The 19,150-nt window shown below is 45.4% G+C and carries 9 protein-coding genes; all 9 read left to right on the top strand.

The window, feature by feature from the left end; translation table 11 throughout:
• Positions 1-6 precede the first annotated feature (6 nt).
• The 9 genes from AB4482_RS19680 to dbpA all read left to right on the top strand — a co-directional run bounded on the left by AB4482_RS19680 (position 7) and on the right by dbpA (position 19,076).
• Positions 7-9,183: an RTX toxin gene (locus AB4482_RS19680; RefSeq protein WP_372181469.1), complete on the top strand. Its 9,177-nt coding sequence runs from the start codon at positions 7-9 to the stop codon at positions 9,181-9,183.
• Positions 9,184-9,216: 33 nt separating this feature from the next.
• Positions 9,217-11,376, top strand: coding sequence for a type I secretion system permease/ATPase (locus AB4482_RS19675; RefSeq protein WP_372181467.1), 2,160 nt, complete (start codon positions 9,217-9,219; stop codon positions 11,374-11,376).
• Positions 11,369-12,694: an HlyD family type I secretion periplasmic adaptor subunit gene (locus AB4482_RS19670; RefSeq protein WP_017059471.1), complete on the top strand. Its 1,326-nt coding sequence runs from the start codon at positions 11,369-11,371 to the stop codon at positions 12,692-12,694. Before AB4482_RS19675 ends, AB4482_RS19670 begins: the two co-directional genes overlap by 8 nt.
• A gap of 34 nt (positions 12,695-12,728) precedes the next feature.
• Positions 12,729-14,042: a TolC family outer membrane protein gene (locus AB4482_RS19665; RefSeq protein WP_102321358.1), complete on the top strand. Its 1,314-nt coding sequence runs from the start codon at positions 12,729-12,731 to the stop codon at positions 14,040-14,042.
• Positions 14,042-14,680: an OmpA family protein gene (locus AB4482_RS19660; RefSeq protein WP_017059473.1), complete on the top strand. Its 639-nt coding sequence runs from the start codon at positions 14,042-14,044 to the stop codon at positions 14,678-14,680. The genes AB4482_RS19665 and AB4482_RS19660 overlap by 1 nt, the downstream gene beginning before the upstream one ends.
• Positions 14,680-15,624: a PstS family phosphate ABC transporter substrate-binding protein gene (locus tag AB4482_RS19655; protein ID WP_017059474.1), complete on the top strand. Its 945-nt coding sequence runs from the start codon at positions 14,680-14,682 to the stop codon at positions 15,622-15,624. The genes AB4482_RS19660 and AB4482_RS19655 overlap by 1 nt, the downstream gene beginning before the upstream one ends.
• A 210-nt stretch (positions 15,625-15,834) precedes the next feature.
• Positions 15,835-16,422, top strand: a complete 588-nt coding sequence (locus AB4482_RS19650; RefSeq protein ID WP_102321359.1) for a hypothetical protein — start codon at positions 15,835-15,837, stop codon at positions 16,420-16,422.
• A 217-nt stretch (positions 16,423-16,639) separates the two neighbouring features.
• A complete protein-coding gene (locus AB4482_RS19645; protein ID WP_017064347.1) occupies positions 16,640-17,548 on the top strand; it encodes an aldo/keto reductase family oxidoreductase in 909 nt (302 codons plus the stop codon).
• Between the two features lie 148 nt (positions 17,549-17,696).
• Entirely contained in the window at positions 17,697-19,076 is a 1,380-nt protein-coding gene (gene dbpA / locus AB4482_RS19640) for an ATP-dependent RNA helicase DbpA (protein WP_017064348.1), read from the top strand.
• Positions 19,077-19,150 lie beyond the last annotated feature (74 nt).

Raw genomic sequence — 19,150 nt, 5'->3', positions numbered from 1 at the left:
TTTAGGATGGATCCTATTTTATATATCGAAGTTGGTGGTGTTGTGTGGCAAGTATTCCCTGATGGGACTTGGCTTCAATTACCTGCTACGCAGCCAAAAGTTGAAGGCGTGCAAGTCGTCAGCATTGAACCTCAGAATTTACAAGAGGCTCAGCCCCTAACCGAACCACAAATCGCCGCAGTTGAACAACAGTTGGAAAAGGTGGTCACCGAACTCGTCAACAACATTGAAAGCGCACCTCAACAGCCTAACTCAGTAAATGATCAACCTAGTTCCAGCGCCTCTTTTATTGCTTATGTTCGTTCCACCTTAGATGAAACGCTCGCTGAGGCGGGTTTTGATACGCGTCCTGCAGAATATGCCGACGAAGATACAACCTCGAATGAGGGTAACCTTGATATTCTGTTACCTAGTGCACTATTAACCGTTGATATTTTGGATGGTGGAGACGGTTACGAAAATCAGTTTGAAGTACCAAGTGTCACGATTACGGGCACGGCAGTGGATGTTCGAGACGGGCGTACCGTTGTTCTGACCATCACTGATGTTAACGGAAACACAGTAACCACCACAGCCATCACAAGCGATGAAACGTATGTCGTCAATGGCGTCGACCTCTCTTCATTGGAGGAGGGGGATCTTCAAGTCGATGCTGTCATTGCTGATGATTTTGGCAATAGCATTGCAGCTAACGATTCCACAATCAAAGACACATTAGCCAACATTGAGGTTGACTTCGATGGCTTTGGTGATGAGTTTTACAATCAATTTGAAATATCGAATGGGGTGCTAGTTGGTACGATTGCCAATGTAGAAGATGGGCAAACCATCAACATTTCAATTACCGATAGCCAAAGAACGATACAAGAATACACAACGGAAGTATCCGGCGGAACTTGGACTCTGACTCTTCAAGACTACTCAAGCTTTGCAGAAGGTGAGCTAACCGTTGTTGCCAATACTATCGATATTGCTGGAAACCCTACAACAGCGACCGACACGATCGTGAAAGATACGCTAGCGGACATCACCGCTGCGGTTGATGATGGTGGCGACGGTGTCCTCAATAGCTTCGAAATTCAGTCGGCTAAATTCTTTGGTACGGTACAGAACGTAGAAGATGGCCAAACGGTCAATATTCGTATTTCTGACAGCACAACGAATGTCATTGTTCTGACGGCAACTGTGATTGATGGTGCTTGGTCAGTTGAAGGCGTGGATCTAACCAGCTTTTCCGATGGTGGCATTCAAATTGAGGCTGACACTGTTGACGTTGCCGGTAACCCTGCTTCTGCAATAAATAGCGCAGGGCAAATTGTTATTGATACTGTTTCGCCTGTTATAGACATTGATACGCTAGACGGTTTTAGTATTTTGGCATTTCGTGGCGGCCAACTTACAACCATGCAAGGCACAACCAATGTTGCCGAAGGTCTTCCTGTTTATATTGAAGTTAATGATGGCTCTCAGACTCTTGTGTTTGAGGGTGTTGTTGATGCATCAGGTAATTGGGTTGTTGAAAATATAGATGTCTCGTCCCTAAACTTGGCGTCAGAATGGACGGTTGATGCCAAAGTTTTCAATACGGTAGGCAATCAAGCTATCGATGATATGCCAAGCATTATACTGCCCGAGTCGGTTGTGTTCTCAGAAACTGTTGTCGGGATTTTTGGAAATCAAACTCAGACCTCTGATATTCGCATCGATTATGCGGACTTCTCTTTTAGCGATGATCAAAGCATCGCAGAGTCACTAACTTCTCAAACCCTATCGATAACCGTTGCTGTATCGGCTGATAAACAAAGCCTAATTGGCACACGAAGCGATGGGCAAAAAGTATTCGATGCGTCAATTTCCGGCAGCAACGTAAATATCAATTTTTATAAGGCGATTGATCAGGAAGCTGGGTTAGATTCAATTCTGACGGCTCTGCTCATCGAAGGTTTGCAAACCGATGCTGATGGTACAACGGAGTTAGTGATAGGACGTTTACCTATTGTCATCAAAGATTCTGAACCTCTGGTTTTTGATGAGTCTTATCAAATGATCGAGGGTGAGATTGCGTCAGGGAACGTGTTGAATAACGACATCGATTTGGATACTCAACTTACGATAAAAAGTGTTGAAGTTGATGGTACGACCAAGACGATTGTTGGTGGCTCTCCGGTTTCATTTGCTACTAGCGAAGGCACCTTGACCGTATTTGCGAATGGCCACTGGACGTTCGTCGCCAACAGGAATTTGGACCACACAGTTGATCAGAACATCACCTTCAACTATGTTGCTGGCGACATCAGTAATGATTTCGGAAACGGCACTGCGGTCATTGATATTTTTGATGGTGATGCAGGGCTAGTTGTTGATGGGACAACGACCAGCTCTGAAGGTGATGTGTCTGATGGAATTCAAACTGTAGTCGGCCAGTTTACCGTTTCCGCTGGATCAGATAATCCAGATCCCGCTTCTATTGTATTTAATGCTAATACTCTGGTGCAGTTAGACGCCTTGGGCTTGACGACCGGAGATGAGAACTTTCCTCTAACCTACACGTTAGCGAATGATGGTAAAACGATTACCGCACAAGCAAATGGTGAAACGATATTCACGCTAACGTTGAGTGCAGTCGCTAGTGGTATCGATGTTCTAGCAGATGTCACATTAGTGTTAGAACAGCCTATCAACCACCTGTTCAGCAACGACTCCATCACCCTGCCACTTATTATTGATGGAACGGATTTAGATGGCACTTCTTTAAAACAAGGGCAATTCGACTGGATCATCCAGGATGGAGCCGACCCAATATTAACTTCAACTAGCAATGCTGCTGTGGACGAATCAGATCTTATTCACGGCAGTGTTTCAGATACTGGCACTTTCAATCTCAACGTCGGAAGTGACTTTGTTGAGTCTGTATTTTTTGATGTTGGAGATCAGCCGCAGTTGTTTAGTGGGGGTGTACAGATCATCTATGTGGTCTCTGCAGACGGAAATGAACTTACTGGTTATGTTGGCTCTGAAAGTGCTGAAAATAAAGCGTTCACCTTGAGCTTTACCTCTCTGTCAGGTGAGACCGATACTGATGTCACTTACACCTTTGAACTATTCAAGGGCCTCGACCAAACGAATGGAACCGACCAAATTCCTTTTGTCATCACAGCAAAAGATGATGACAACGATGAAACTCAATTAACCTTGAACGTCTCGATTACGGATGGTGGGGAGCCTACGATTGGCTCTGGCATGGTCGAGTTGAGTGAAAACCCTGTTGCTGATACAACCCCGTCTGGTGTTGGAACAACAGCGAGTGCAAGCTTAGCCGTGAGTGCGGGCAACGATCCACTCGTGTTCTTGGGGTTAGATGTGACAACTGGCCAAGCCGTTCTTGATAGTGACGGTGAGGCGGTGACACGTAATGGTGAAGCATTGTCTTGGCGAGATAATGGGGATGGAACGTTTGATGCGGTATTGTCGAATGGCGATGCTGTTTTCCAAGTGAGACTTCCTGAAGATTTTAGCTTAGAAGCCAATGGTTCCACGAATGTCACGGTTGAGATTGATTTGTACCAGTCAATAGACCACGGAACCGGTGTGAAGGACACAGAGCTGTCGATTCCAGCCTCAATCGTCACCATCGATTCAGACGGTTCACGAGATACACAAGAATCTGATATTAAGATTTACGATGGTGCAAACCCTAAAATTACTGTTATCGGAAGCATTTCTGTTGATGAAGACGGTCTGCTTGGAGACAGCGAACAGGTTGGTGTTGAAGATTCTAGCCCTTCGTTAGGAATAATCGAAGGTTCCGATGATGTTGTCTCTGTGACGGTCGACACCGCTGCGTTTGATGCACTTTCATATTCGAGTGCAGGGAAAGACATTTCACTGCAAGCTGTCGATTCTGATGGTTGGTATTACGGTCAAGATTCTGATGGAAACAATATATTTAGGATTCGTTTTAATACTGATGGGACAACAGAGTTCGACCTTTATGCACCTCTCGATCACGCCAATGCTGATGGAGAGAATAATCTAGCCCTCAATTTTGAACTGGTGGTCAACGATGCGGACGGCGATAGCTCTGATCCGGCAATTTATTCTGTCAACGTAACAGATGCTGTCCCAGTTGCGCGTTCAGGGGCAATTGAAATGGTTGAGGGTGATGACCTTAATGGACAATTTCTAACAGAAAAATTCGCAGGTGCCGATGGCGCAACCATTGTAAGTTTTGACTATCGCGGTACTACCTATACCTTTGATAACGCAGGAACTCCTATCACGATTAATCTAATTAATGATTATGATGGTGGGTCTACTTACGGTCAGTTTACGCTTTCTTCAGATGGTAGCTACCAGCTGACTACAAATCCCAATGTATCAACAAACCCTGCAGATCCTAAGATCGTCGATGACATCGATTATCTGGTGCGAGATGCGGACGGTGATAAAGTTACCAGTACTGCTGAGCTTATTCTGGATGATAACGAAGGTTTTATTCGTTATGAAGATTCTGAAACCACAGAAGACAATGACGCGATTATCGTTGTAAGTGTGGCAACCGGCGATGTCGACCAAAGCGAAACCGTTACTGCTATCGAGTTCTCAGAAGCATCGCTAAACGGTGGTAGCTTGTACCTTGATGGGGTGTTGCTTCAAGTTGTAGACGGCAAGGTCACCTTGTCTGGAAGTCAATTGGCAGCGATTGATAGTCAGTTCACTGGGCCTAATGGACAGTTGACTTATCGTCCCGCGCTTCATGAATCCAATACCACCTCAACGGTTATCCTAGCGATCAACGCAATCATTAGCACTGATACGGATCCTAAAGAACTGACGGCTGATGTTGCAGTGTCTGTTTTACCGGTGGCTGATGCACCGGATTGGTCGGCTTCCGTATTCTCCTATCATTCAGTAGAAGATGACTCAGACCCAGTCAGTTTGGACATAACAGCTCAGCTGGTGGATCAAGATACGTCAGAAACATTGAGCTACCAGATTAGTGGGATTCCTGACGGCTTGAATTTGACGTTAAATGGCAACGCAGTCAAAGAAGGGAAATCTTACACACAGGCTCAGATTGATAAAATGGAAATCAGGGCTGACGACAACCTAGCGGGTCGCTTTGAGTTTGAGATTACTGCGGTTGCAACAGAGTCTGGCAATTCATTCGCTGACCCAGATGATAAAACGGCAAGTATTGTACATACCGTTACTGTCGATATTTCACCTGATGCTGATACTCCTCATGTGTCTGTTAAAGACTACAAGGGACTAGAGGATGAAGCTATTTACCTCAAAGACGTTATTGAAGGCGCTTTGGCGGACACCGATGGTTCTGAATCGTTAAGTTATATTATCCAAGTTCAAGATGGCTGGTCTGTTGAAGGTGATGGTACCGCAAAGATAGGCAATAATTCCTATTCAGTCACTGCCGAAGCTATCGCCAATGGTGTTGCTTATATTCAGCCTAAAGAAGACATCAGTTCCTTTACTGAAGATCTGTCAATAGACGTAACAGCAATAGCGACTGAGTCGACGATCGATTCACTTATTCCTATCAATGGGCAAGCGTCAAGTGATACAAAAACCATCAATATCTTTTTGAAAGGTGTTGTGGATGAACCTATCGCGGTAGACGGTGGTAATGGTCATTGGCAATACGACAGTGACAGTAAAGTCATCAGCAACCAATCGGTCTTGAATGAAGATGGGTTAATACAGCTCGACTTCCTCATACAAACGACGGATGACGATGTTTCAGAAGAGATCAACATACTGCTTACTAACATTCCTGAAGGCACTTTGCTGGTGGATGCGTTGGGTGAACCAGTATCGCTGACGATTGCGTATGTTGATGATGTGACAGGGCCCGTATTCCAAGTCTCTAACGCTCAACTGGATGATCTGTATCTCAAGCCAGTTCTTGATTTTAGTGGTGAATTAGAACTCACCGTTATTGCTATCTCAACTGAGCCCGATGGTGATTCGGGCGAGTTTCCTATGACACTTAAAGTAGAGCTAGCGCCGGTCGTTGATCAAGAAGACGGTCAAGTGGTCAGTACTCAAGGCATCGAAGACAGTCAAATCGGCCTGAACCTTGAACCTTCAGTGAATCAGGATATTGATGGCAGCGAATCCTTGACGGGATATGTCATTGATAGCCTACCTGCAGATCTCACTCTTTATTTTGATGGGAGTGTTATTCAGGTCCCAGCTTCAGGCTTAGATTTGGATACTCTACTGGACTCAACAACGCCAACGCTTTCGGATCTTCTAAGCAGCGGCAGGCTTTCTGTTACAGCGACAGAAGATTTAAGCGGAACATTCTCAATTCCTATCACCTATGAAGTCACGGATACCTCTCCAACTGGTGCAACGGATATTAAAGATATTACCGGATCCATTAACGTGACTGTCGATGCTCGTGTCGAGCTAGATACTCGATTAGAAGGCTCTACAGAGCTGTTACAGAGTACAGATGGCTCGCCTGTTGATATCTCTAACGCCGTGACGTTCGTCGACGCGGATATCGATGGGTCAGAGTACCTAGATTATATTTTGATCGAGATTCCCGACGGCTATTCGTTGATTGTTGAGCACCCTAATGGTGCTGCGCAAGATAGCTCTGGGAATTGGATCATATCGGCGGATGGGCTAACGAGTGACTCTTTCCAAGAGCTCGCAGCGTACATTTTAGATAATGCGACGATTTCCAGCCCAAGTGATACTCCGGTACTGGATATTGTGGTTCGTGCTCGTGTGATTGATGGTGAAGATGCGAGATATATTGATGCGACTTTCCCGCTGCAAATTACTGGTCATGACGGCGGTGGCGGTTCTTGTGACCCTGTTGGCCCACCAAGCCCGATTCAACCCGATGGCGAAATTAAAACACCTGAAGGGGAAGATATTGATCTCACTGGCTTGCTAAACACCGATGTTGGCAGTGATCCAGACAATGAAATCTCTTTCTATATTCCTGCCGATTCACTTCCTGAAGGCGTTGAGATCTCCGGTGATGGTGTGATTGCTGAATACGATGCTTCTGGTGAGATCGTCGGTTATTCAATCACTGCAGATGGACTTTCGAAACTAACGTTAACGGGCTTGGATGAAGATTTTGCAGGGTGTATTGATTTCACCATAGAGACAATTGAGACCTCACCATGTAGCGGTGATACGGTGACGACGGCCCAAACCATTAGTATCCAAGTTCTGCCTGTGGTCGATGACATTACGGTTGAAGCCGACTCCACAACCATTCAAGAAGACATCGCGACAGACCTTAACCTTGAACTGGTTCTTGGTGATAGCGTTGAAGATGGACAATTAATCACTGGTGAAGGCAATAGCGCTACCGGTAAAGAAACCGTTAACTCTCTAACGGTGAGCATTTCGAATGGAGCGACCTTGTCTGAAACTCCAACTGACACCGGGTTGTTAGTTGATAATGGCGATGGGACTTGGACGGTCACAGACCCTAGCCGTTTGAGTGATGTGTTAGTTACGCCACCTGAGCATTACAGTGGTGAAATTACCCTCACTGTGACAGCAAATATTACCGATGAAGCGGATTGCGTGACAGAAACGGATACGCAAGATAAAACGACCGTAGTCACGATCACCGTTGAGCCAGTCGCTGATGCGGCGAACTTGGTGACAGAGGATATAGTCGGCGACGAGGATAACTACATTTCATTGTCATCACTTAGCGCAGAGCTGATTGACCAAGATGGTTCTGAAAACATGTCGCTTTCGTTGAAGGGAGTTCCTGAAGGCGCAGTTGTCGCGATTAAAATCGGAGACAACTATGAGTTGGTTCCAAACAATGGTGCTGATGGCGGTACCTTCGATGGAAACCCTACCTATGAGTGGCAGTTAGATCCAAGTCAGTTATCTAATCTAGTCATTCTGCCACCAAGAGACTTTAGTGGTGACATTAATCTGTCTCTAGAGGCGATTACTCAAGAAATTGGTACGACGGATATCCGTTATACACAATCTGAATTCACTGTAGGTGTTAACCCTATAGGTGACAAAGTTGAGTTCTTCGATTTACCTGAACAGCTCACTGGAAGTGAAGATGATGGCATCGTGATTCCTCTTGATGCCAATAGCTTTGAAACTAACAGTGATGAGTTTTTAGCAATTACGGTAACAGTGAATGGAACTTCGGACCCATCAGGGTTAGTTGGGTTAGACCGAATTCGAATTGGATCAGAAACCAGTTCTTTCACCAGTGTTGGTGGCATCATACAGGCGACGATCCTCGTTAAAGCAAGTTCTGTTGATGAGCTCGAATTCTTTGCAGGCGATGCGTTTGGTAACCTCGATATTACGATTACCGGCCGAACGGTTGATCAAAATACGGTACTCGGTGAGTTAGTGGTCGACACGGGTGACCCGAGCTCGCAAGACATGACGCTTATTATCACACCAGAGCCTGATGCACCGTTATTGAGCGTTGAATATTCTTCGATCGTGGCAGAAGCAAGTGGCACGATTCCTCTTGGTTTAGACCTTTCTCTTGTAAACCCTGCTGATTCAGAAGTGGGCTTCATTACAATTCATGATATTCCCGCAGGTTTGACGTTCTCACACGGCTCTATGGTCTATGGTCAATATGTGGTGGACTTGGCAGATGTGCCTAACCTAGCGATTACCGGGGGCTACAACAGTGGTGATCAATTTGACCTAACGATAGAGCCGTCTGCAGAGATAGGCAATAACCAAGCGGTCGGGTTACCCCAAACCGTATCGATTGAGTTTGTCGCTGAAGGGGATTCTACGATTACCGCGACAGATGATAACGATCTGTTGATTGGCGGTACAGGCTCTGACAATTTTGTGTTCGCATCTTCAGGCTTAGGGAGTGCAGAAGCACCAAGCTACGATGTGATTCAAGATTTTGATGCGTCTCCAGACACTGATGCAATTGACCTCTCGGGTATTTTGGGAAGCCTAGGGCTTAATACAGGGCTAGGGGCAACACAATATCTAGATTTAGAAGAATCTGGTGAAGGTGTGACCATTTCTATTAAACCTAATGGTGACGAAGACGTTCAACAAAACATCTTGCTAGCTGATGTCACGTACGACGATCTGTATCAAGGTGACAGTAGCAGTGCATTAGAAGCACAAATTTTACAAAAAATGATAGAAGACAATAATTTAACGCTGTAAGTTGGATGTACAGTCTATAAAAGGAAGTTTAGATTGGTAGAACAAAAAGACAGCTGGCTAGGTTGTGTTGAATGGTTATGTGAGCATTTTAATGTTCGCAGCCATCCTTCCAAAATAGTGTCTGGCCTACCTTTAAATGAAGGAAGGCTCAATGAATCCCTTTTCCCAAGAGCCATTGAGAAATCGGGGTTAACTTTGAGCCACGTTAAAAAAGAATTACTGACTCAATGTCAGTTCCCCGTTGTTGCTGTTAATTCTGCGACAGGGAGTCCCTTTGTCGTCACTCAAGACTCCGGTGGCCACTTTCAAGTATTGGATTGTGAAACCAATTCAAGCCAAGAAACATCGTTAAAAGACTTGGTTGCTCAAGTGGAATCGTATGTGTGGCAAGTGGGTGCTCAAGCGCTTGATGATGCGCGTGTTCAATCCCATGAACGTAGCGAGAATAAGTCCAACACCCGTTGGTTATGGCGTGTTGTCAAGGAAGTAAAACCCTGGTACAGAGACCTGTTTATCGCTTCATTCTTGATCAACTTGCTCGCGCTAGTCGTGCCTCTTTTTACCATGAATGTGTACGATCGTGTGGTGCCAAACCAAGCGTTTAACACGCTTTGGGTGTTGGCGGCAGGCGTTGGTATTGTCGTTATTTTTGATTGGGTGTTGAGAAGCTCACGAAGCTCTGTGACCGACATGGCTGGGCGCTATATTGATAACAAGTTGTCTTCTCAACTGTTCTCGAAAGTCCTTGGTATGAAGCTCGAAAATCGACCTCAATCGGTAGGCGCATTTGCCAGACAGCTTCAAGACTTCGATAGCGTGAAAGATTTCTTCACTTCTATCTCGTTAGTCACTTTAGTCGATCTGCCATTCACTTTGTTATTCCTACTGCTTATCGGCTGGCTCGGTGGCGCAATGATGTTCATACCTGTCGCGATCATGCTTGTTTTGATTGTGCTGAGCATCGCGATGAAAGGCAAGGTCGAGAAAACATTCGATGAAACCGCACGTCTCTCGACACAAAGACAAGCCCAGCTGTTTGATTGCTTAACAACCCTTCCGGATATCAAGCAAAACAATGCTGAGGGTATTACCCAGAAGCGTTGGGAACAGACGATTTCGTCGCTCTCTCAATGGCAGACTCAATCTCGTCATTACTCCAATATCGTGACGCACTCTATTCAGTCCAGTCAGCAGATCGTTACCATCACTCTGATCATCTTCGGCGTGTATCAGATCTCTGAAGGCTTGCTGAGTATGGGGGGTTTGATAGCCGTTGTGATGTTGAGTGGGCGCGCTGCAAGTTCGGTGAACCAGCTTTCTCTTCTATTGCTGAGGTTCCAGCAAACACGTTCGGCCGTTGAAGGGCTGAATCAGATTATGGAGCTACCTCAGGAAGAGTCCAAACACCAAGTTATCGACAAAGGAGACTTTGATGGTGGGGTTAGGTTAGATGAAGTGACGTTTACTTATCCAGAGACTCAAAGCCCTGCATTAAAGGAGATTTCCCTAGAGATCAAACCGGGTGAGCGAGTTGGTCTTGTCGGTGCGGCAGGCGCGGGTAAAACAACTCTACTATCGATTGTTGCGCGCCAGTATTTGCCAACAACAGGGCAAGCCTTCTATCAAGAGATTGATGGGCAGTTATGGCCAACCAGCGTTCTGCGTAGTGGCATGGGTTGGGTAGGGCAAACCACTAATCTTATTTTTGGCAGTGTTTACGACAACGTTACGCTTGGTGCGACCAACGTTGATGAAGAAAAGCTAAGACAAGCTCTTCAACAGTCGGGTTTGAATGGTTACATGGGGCGCCTAAGCAATGGCCTTGAAACACCTGTCGGTGAGGGTGGTCGGTTACTTTCTGGTGGTCAGCGTCAAGCCGTTGCCATCGCGAGAGCTCTGTATCGTTGTCCAAAGTTATTGATCATGGATGAGCCCACCAGCGCGCTAGATAATCAGGCCGAGATTCAGTTCTTTAATGCACTTCAAAGTATGCCGAGAGAAACCTCAATGCTAATCAGCTCCCATAAGTCTTCATTCTTGATGATGTGTGATCGAGTGATTGTATTGGATAAAGGTCAAATCGTGGCAGAAGGTGAACCTAAAGAAATTCTCTCTTTACAGAAGAAAAGTGTACCTAAAGGTACGAGCCGGTTTAAGACGGTATCTGTGGTGAAGGGAGGTCGTCATGAGTAATGATATTCAATGGACCAACAACCACTTAGCATTCCGCTCTCGAAAGCTGATTTGGTTGAGTGCTCTACTCATTGTATCAATTATCGGTTGGGCTACGTGGGCAACATTAGAAGAAGTCGTGATCGGTGAAGGTAAAGTCGTTCCAAGTCTTTCGGTGCAAACCATTCAGAGCTTAGAAGGTGGACTGGTTCAAGAGATCATGGTGCGACAAGGCCAATCTGTAGTGAAGGGGCAACCTCTAGCTAAGTTAGAAGACACACGTTTTAAGGCGGCGTTTTTAGAGTCGGCTCAACAAGCGGATACCTTGCTTGCTCAGCAATTAAGATTAAAGGCTGAGCTGTCGACGGTCGTTTTAAATAACGATGCGAAAGAGTGGTATGAGCGAGTGGTCTTGGTGCCTCAAGATATTGCGGTTGATGTATCAAGCCACCCTGCGTTAATGAATGCCAAGGCGAACTACCGAGAACGTTTAGGACAGTTGAAGTCTGAACTGGAAGAGGCGGCACTTCGTATCGAGCAACAAGACCAAGCTCGTGTCGATACGTTTAATAATATCCAGACTCTTGAAAGCAGCCTCGAGATTGTGATTCGTGAGCGCAACATGCTGAAAGACGTGGTAGCGAGCGGTGCTGTTGCGGAAGTTGAGCTACTTAAACTCAACCGTGATGTAGTCAAACTCAAAGGTGATATTGCTAGCTCAAAAGTAGCAGCGCAGAAGCAGATAGCTGCCTACTCAGAGTCGATAGCGGATCATCGAAGTATCGCTTTAGATTTTCGTACCAAAGTGCAAGGCCAGTTGAATGAAGTGGCGAGCAAGATAGCGCAGCTGAACGAAAGCCAGCAGGCGATTGCCGACCAACTCAAGCGTACCGAAATTGTTGCGCCCGTTGATGGCACAGTCAAAGAGATCTTTGTGCGTACCATTGGTGGTGTAGTTCGTCCCGGCGAGCCAATCATTGAGATCATCCCATCAAACAGTGACCTGATTGTTGAAGCGAGAATCTCTCCGCAAGATATCGCGTTTGTTCATAACGGGCTGGGTGCGACAGTTAAATTCACGGCCTATGATTTCGTCATTTATGGCGGACTTAAAGGCGAGGTGATTTACGTGAGTGCCGACGCCTTACAAACGGAAGACGGAAACGCCTATTATCGTGCCCATATTCAGTTAAACGAAGACCAGCAACAAAACTCTGCCTTTAGCATTATCCCAGGGATGCAAGTCGCGGTCGATATATTAACCGGAGAGAAAACAGTATTGAGTTATTGGTTAAAACCTATTTTACGAGCTAAGGAAAACTCACTTCGTGAACGATGAAGTGGGTTAAAGCATAAATATAAAAGGAAGTGTAATGCATTCAAAATTCTTACTCTCTTCTTGCTTGCTAATGAGTGGGCTGTCTCAAGCAGCTTCATTAGAAGAGTCCGTGGCCTTTGCCATCGACTATAGCCCAGAGATATTGGCGCAATACTCCCGATACCAATCGGTGGTCAGAGACGGAGACGCTGCGAGTGGTTTGTATATGCCACAAGTGAACTTGTACGCGGCAGCAGGCTATGAAGAGACACGCTACAACAGTGGCAGCAAACTCGATAGCGATGATAGAGGCCTAACGAGAACGGAAATTGGCGTTAAAGTATCCCAGTTACTATTTGATGGTTTTAAAACCACATCGAATGTCGATCGACTGACGTTCGAAGCAGAAGCTGAGCGTCTAACTCTGATTTCGCGAGCTGAAAACGTATCGTTAGATGTGGTGAGAAATTACCTCGATATCCTAAAAGCAGAGACGCTACTTGAATTGTCTAAGCGTAATGTAAAAGAGCACCAAGAGATCTATCAAGATATCCAAGATAAAAAGAGCAAAGGCTTGAGTAGCAACTCGGATCTGGCTCAAATCTCCGCCCGTGTCGCGACCGCGCAGTCTTCACTTATCGCCGCTCAGAACAACCTGTTTGATTTGCAAACTCAGTATCTACGCTTGGTTGGCAAACCTGCGGTGAACTTGGTTTACCCCCGGTTTGATTACGCTCTATTACCAAGCTCAGCACAGGTCGCACTTGAACAAGCTGTCGAGAATCACCCTGAAATCAAAGCCTCTTTGCTTGATATCGACGCGGCTCGTAAAGAGATGCGCCGCGAGAAAGGGGATTACTACCCAGAACTAAAACTTGAGCTTCATGCCAATAAGAATGACAACGTATCTAACCCGCCAGGCGGTGTCGATGAAGATGCACGTATCATGTTGACGATGGATTATGACCTGTTTAATGGCTTCTCTACCGACTCCAGGGTTGAATCGTCAGCTTGGCGAGTGGAAGAGGCAAGGGCGATCCGATTACGAACAGAGCGTGAGGTTCGAGAAGGTACACAACTGGCTTGGAACGCTTACAAAATGCTTGAGCAGCAAAAATCCTTACTTCAACAGAATGTTGATGCAGCGAAAATTGCAGAGCTTGGCTATATCCAGCAATTCAATGTTGGCAGACGAAGCCTTCTTGATGTACTGGATGCAAAAGTAGAAGTGTTTTTGGCTCGAAGAAACTTCATCAGCACTGAATATGATCAAACGTTAGCGGCTTATCGAGTGTTAAATGCGATGGGTATGTTGACGTATGCGTTGAGGATTGAACATCCAGAAGAGTGGCAAGGGGAGAATAAGTAATGAGATATTTTAAACTAGCGCTACTTAGCTCTATCTTGCTAATGGGATGTGCAGAAACGCCTGATACGACAATGACACGCCACCAAATTGATGACTTAGCGGATAATGACCGAGATGGTGTGATTAACCAGCGAGATCTATGTGCCGATACGCCAGAAGGTGTAACGGTAGACATTAAAGGGTGTGCCAATTGGAAAATTGTCGAAGACGTTGAAGTATTAAGTGTGGCATTTGATTTTGATAAGTATGACCTTAAACCTGATCATACCGCTGTATTAAATGAGTTGGTGCGTTTACTAGGAGAGCAGCCTGATGCTTCGGTTACCTTGGTCGGAGATACCAGTGCTGAAGGTACAAACGTGTATAACAAAGCATTGGCCAAGAAAAGAACGGGCGTGATTCGAGACGCATTGATTGATAGAGGCATCAATGGTGAGCGAATCTTTGAACAAGAGTTTACTCAGATAACCAGCTTAACTCAGCATCTTCACAAGCGTAAGCGTAGAACGATCGCGGTGATTAAAACAGAAAGCATGGAAGTGAACCCATCTTGGAACATCTTCACTTCAGAAATGCAGCTCGATAGTAATAGCGATGTTGAGTCTAAAACGTCGATTGATCCAGTAGGAGGCCAGTAATGAAATGTCTAGCTAATAAATCGGGCTTGCTGCTTGCTGCTGTACCTGCGTTGTTCTCTGTATCGACATTTGCGAATGATGCCAGTGACATTGGTTTGGTCGCGATTGAGCCGAATATGCAGGGGCTTGTAGAAGATCTGCTTAAGAGCCAAGAGATCGACTTAGAAATCTTGTTGAGTGACAGCGTCCCAGAACAGATGATCATGCAGCGCTCGCGTGTTGGTATCACTTCCAAAAAGTGGACTGACAAAGAGATGGCAAGGTTTGATATGCGTTACGGTTATAGGCCAACAGAGCTGATGTTTACCGCTGACGTGATTGCGATTCTAGCCAATGAAAATAACCCTGCGACATCAATCACCGTCGCTGAATTAATTGATGTGTTTGGTTGTTCTAACGATCCTAAACATCCAAAATGGTCAGCAAGTAGTGATATTCGTAACGGTGAAAGCCTAGATACTCATATGTTGCCCTTTGCCATTGATCACAACCTGAAAGGCCATACTACCTTTTCAAGTTGGGTCGAATGTGGAACAGAAGGAGAATATGCCCATACTCAGTTCTTAGCGGATTTACCTGATCTGATTAATAAGATTGAAGACGAAGATGCCGCCATTGGTTACACCGTTTACTCAGATCAGATCTCTGATGTGAAATGGTTGAGCGTGGTTGATAACCTAGGTGTGAACTACGACCTAAACAAAGAAACGATCCTCTCTGGTCGTTACCCGTTAGCAACGGTTTATTACATGTACTTGAATATTCCAGCGCATCGCAAAGGCTTTACGGAACAAGAGGAGTTCTTTGTTGGGCTTACCTTGTCACAAGATCATCAAGTCGTTTTGAACCAATACGGCTTCATCAGCTTGCCGCCAGAAGCTATTCAACGTAACAAAGTCAGATTGTCGCTTGAAGAGCCTGCTATTGAAGGTGGCTACAAGTAATGGGTATGTCATTTTGTAACTGTTGTGGGAGAGTGATATTCTCTCTTTCGTAATGGTTCTCAACGTGACGGATTACGTTATTCGGTGATGAAATTATCTAGCGGGCATGTATGCCCGTTTTTTTTCGCCTAAAATTTGCGACTCGAGCAGTTGTTTGTCGTTTGGTCACGTATAATGGACACTTCATATAGCGCTAAATAAGCCCAGTCGATGAAAATCTTTCAAGTTCTAATCTTGCCTCTAATGCTGTCCCTCAATGCTATTTCATTTTCAGCGCAAGCAACCGAAAGCTGGTGGCTAAGAACAGTATTTAACAGCAGCCCAAGTCAGCCGAATTCTCAAAACTATATTAACGACATCGAGTTGATGGATTGTGGTGAGATCGAAGATACGCTGTTATGCAGTGACTTAACCCAATATTACGATCTGGATGTGTATGTGGAACTGGAACTGGGCGACTCAAGCGTTGAAACAGTTCGCTTAAACCTGCCATATTCGGACCTAAGTTACACAAAGCTTCAGGCATACCTTCGCCAAGATGGCTTTGCTCTCAGTTCAATTCGTATTGGTGAAGATGAATTCGATGTTACAGCTCAACTCGAACAAGCTCGAAATGAAGGTGTTGGTTTCGATAAGGTGGATAAACAGCTGGTCGAATTCATCAACGCGCCTCACGGTTCAGCAGAGCAACTGAGTGTGTGGAATGTGCCTAGCTTATCTTCTTCTAGCTCTACTTCTCCTTGGATTCAGTTACAGAGTGATGGTGACAACTTAACGGTTGAACTTAATCGTTTTTAATTGCTCAAATTTATAGATAGTTTCGTTATTTATTAGGCTAAACAAGCCTTTCAGGAGAACGGCTCGCGGGCAGACAGCAAGTTATAATTCATTTAAGTGTTCGTTTTTCTGCGGCTCTCACATTTTTAATAAGCGTTTAGCTTTGCCATTTGTTATACGTTGAGCCTTCGGTAAAACGAGATTAGGATACGTTCAGTATTGATAAAGGAGACAACCCATGGTTGCAAGAGTAACGATAGCGCCACAAGGCCCAGAACTTTCTGAGCTGGTGCAAGGATACTGGCGTACAGCAGAGTGGGGCATGACCCCGCAACAACGCCTGACTTTCCTGAAGCAACATATTGATCTTGGCATCACAACTGTTGATCACGCGGATATTTACGGTAACTACCAATGTGAAAAGTTGTTTGGTGAGGCTTTAGCGCTTGAACCAAGCCTTCGTGATGATATTCAAATCGTCACCAAGTGCGATATCAACCTATGTGGTGACCACACTCCAGATCGTAAGATCAATCACTATGACACCAGCGCGCAGCATATTTACCAATCAGTAAATAACTCATTAGAGCACTTAGGTGTTAACGATATCGATGTATTGTTGATTCACCGCCCTGACGTGTTAATGGATGCCGATGAAGTAGCAGAAGCGTTCGCAGAGCTACACAAAGTAGGTAAAGTTAAGCACTTCGGTGTTTCTAACTTTTCACCGCGTCAGTTCGAACTGCTTCAATCTCGACTCGGTAAGCCGTTAGTGACCAACCAAGTTGAAATCAACCCATTGAACTTCGAAGTGGCTCATGATGGCACGCTAGATCAACTGCAGATGAACCGCATTCGCCCGATGGCGTGGTCTTGTCTCGGTGGTGGTAGCATCTTCAGTGGTGATTCAGCGCAAGCGGTTCGCGTTCGTGATGAGCTAGAGGCGATTCGTCAAGAAGTCGGTGCAGACAGCATTGATCAAGTGATTTACGCTTGGGTTCGTCGTTTACCATCTAGTCCAATTGCAATTATTGGTTCTGGTAAGATTGAGCGTGTGAAGACGGCCGTTGATGCACTGAAAATCGAGCTGACGCGCGAACAGTGGTATCGCGTATGGGTGGCATCTAAAGGTCACGGTGTGCCATAGAAAGCAATTCGTATAGAAGTCAAAGCCAGCTAAGTAAGCTGGCTTTTTTGTGTTCGCCTAACATGTTTCTCCAAAACTGTGATTAAGGTGGAATAATTTTCAAAAACACTCATAATGCACTCTGTTTTTCACCAGTTGGATATTTCCATTGAGCACTTCAAAATTCTCTTCAATCGCCCTTAAACCAGAGCTTCTAAATACGTTAGATTCTCTTGGTTATACTGAAATGACGCCGATCCAAGCGTTAAGTCTTCCTACTATCCTAAATGGCAAGGACGTTATCGGTCAGGGTAAAACGGGTTCAGGTAAAACAGCTGCTTTCGGTTTAGGCGTGCTGCAGAACCTACGCGTTAAGCGTTTCCGTGTTCAGTCTTTAGTGTTATGTCCGACTCGTGAGCTTGCAGACCAAGTAGCAAAAGAGATTCGTACTCTTGCTCGTGGTATTCACAACATTAAAGTGCTGACACTATGTGGCGGTATGCCAATGGGCCCACAGATTGGTTCACTAGAGCATGGCGCACACATTCTTGTAGGCACACCTGGTCGTATTCTTGATCACCTAGAGAAAGGCCGCATTGACCTGTCTGAGCTGAACACACTTGTGTTAGATGAAGCGGATCGCATGCTAGAGATGGGTTTCCAAGACGCTTTGGATGCTGTGATTGAAGCGGCGCCAAAAGAACGCCAAACTCTGCTATTCAGTGCGACTTTCCCTAAACAGATCAAATCTGTTGCAGACCGCATTATGCGCAATCCAGAAATGGTGAAGGTTGAATCAACACACGATCACTCAAGCATCCAACAACACTTCTACAAGTTAGAAGGTTCTGAAGCTCGTGATGACGCTCTAGAGCTGCTGTTGTTGCATCACCAACCGGAGTCTGCGGTTGTGTTCTGTAACACTAAGAAAGAAGTGCAGAACGTAAACGATGAGCTAAGCCACCGCGGTTTCAGTGTTATCGAACTTCATGGTGACATGGAACAGCGTGAACGTGACCAAGCTTTGGTTCAGTTCTCAAACAAAACCATCTCGATTCTAGTGGCGACAGACGTTGCGGCTCGCGGTCTTGATGTTGATAACCTAGATGCTGTGTTCAACTTTGAATTGTCTCGCGACCCTGAAGTTCACGTACACCGTATTGGTCGTACTGGCCGTGCAGGAAGCAAAGGCGTAGCGATCAGCTTTTTTAGTGAAAAAGAGATGTACCGTGTTGCTCAAATTGATGAGTACATGGACATGCCAATCGAGCCATCTGAACTGCCAGCAAAACCAATTGCTAAGCCGTACTACTCAAACATGGTTACCATCCAAATTGATGGCGGTAAGAAAGCTAAGCTTCGTGCTGGTGATATTCTTGGCGCACTGACGGGCCAAGGCGGCATTGATGGTAAATCAGTAGGTAAGATCAATCTGTTTGCAATGCGTGCTTACGTAGCGGTAGAAAGATCTGTGGCTAAAAAAGCACTGAACAAAATCGAATCAGGTAAAATGAAGGGTCGTCAATTCCGCGCCCGAATCCTGAAGTAATTCGAGACTGAATCCCTTTGCTGCGATATGTCTAATTAACGACATTGCTAATTAATGGCATTGCAGTAAAGGGT

The organism is Vibrio sp. 10N.222.55.C7 (assembly GCF_041473335.1).
Lineage (GTDB): Bacteria > Pseudomonadota > Gammaproteobacteria > Enterobacterales > Vibrionaceae > Vibrio > Vibrio crassostreae_C.
Note: the sequence above shows the minus strand (reverse complement) of the source record. Positions and strands in the feature narration are given on the sequence as shown.

What these genes read in the sequence shown, in the direction of transcription:
- AB4482_RS19650 (WP_102321359.1), top strand. Translation starts at nt 15,835, where the DNA reads ATGAAAATCTTTCAAGTTCTAATCTTGCCTCTAATGCTGTCCCTCAAT.
- AB4482_RS19645 (WP_017064347.1), top strand. Translation starts at nt 16,640, where the DNA reads ATGGTTGCAAGAGTAACGATAGCGCCACAAGGCCCAGAACTTTCTGAG.
- AB4482_RS19655 (WP_017059474.1), top strand. Translation starts at nt 14,680, where the DNA reads ATGAAATGTCTAGCTAATAAATCGGGCTTGCTGCTTGCTGCTGTACCT.
- AB4482_RS19680 (WP_372181469.1), top strand. Translation starts at nt 7, where the DNA reads ATGGATCCTATTTTATATATCGAAGTTGGTGGTGTTGTGTGGCAAGTA.
- AB4482_RS19665 (WP_102321358.1), top strand. Translation starts at nt 12,729, where the DNA reads ATGCATTCAAAATTCTTACTCTCTTCTTGCTTGCTAATGAGTGGGCTG.
- AB4482_RS19660 (WP_017059473.1), top strand. Translation starts at nt 14,042, where the DNA reads ATGAGATATTTTAAACTAGCGCTACTTAGCTCTATCTTGCTAATGGGA.
- AB4482_RS19670 (WP_017059471.1), top strand. Translation starts at nt 11,369, where the DNA reads ATGAGTAATGATATTCAATGGACCAACAACCACTTAGCATTCCGCTCT.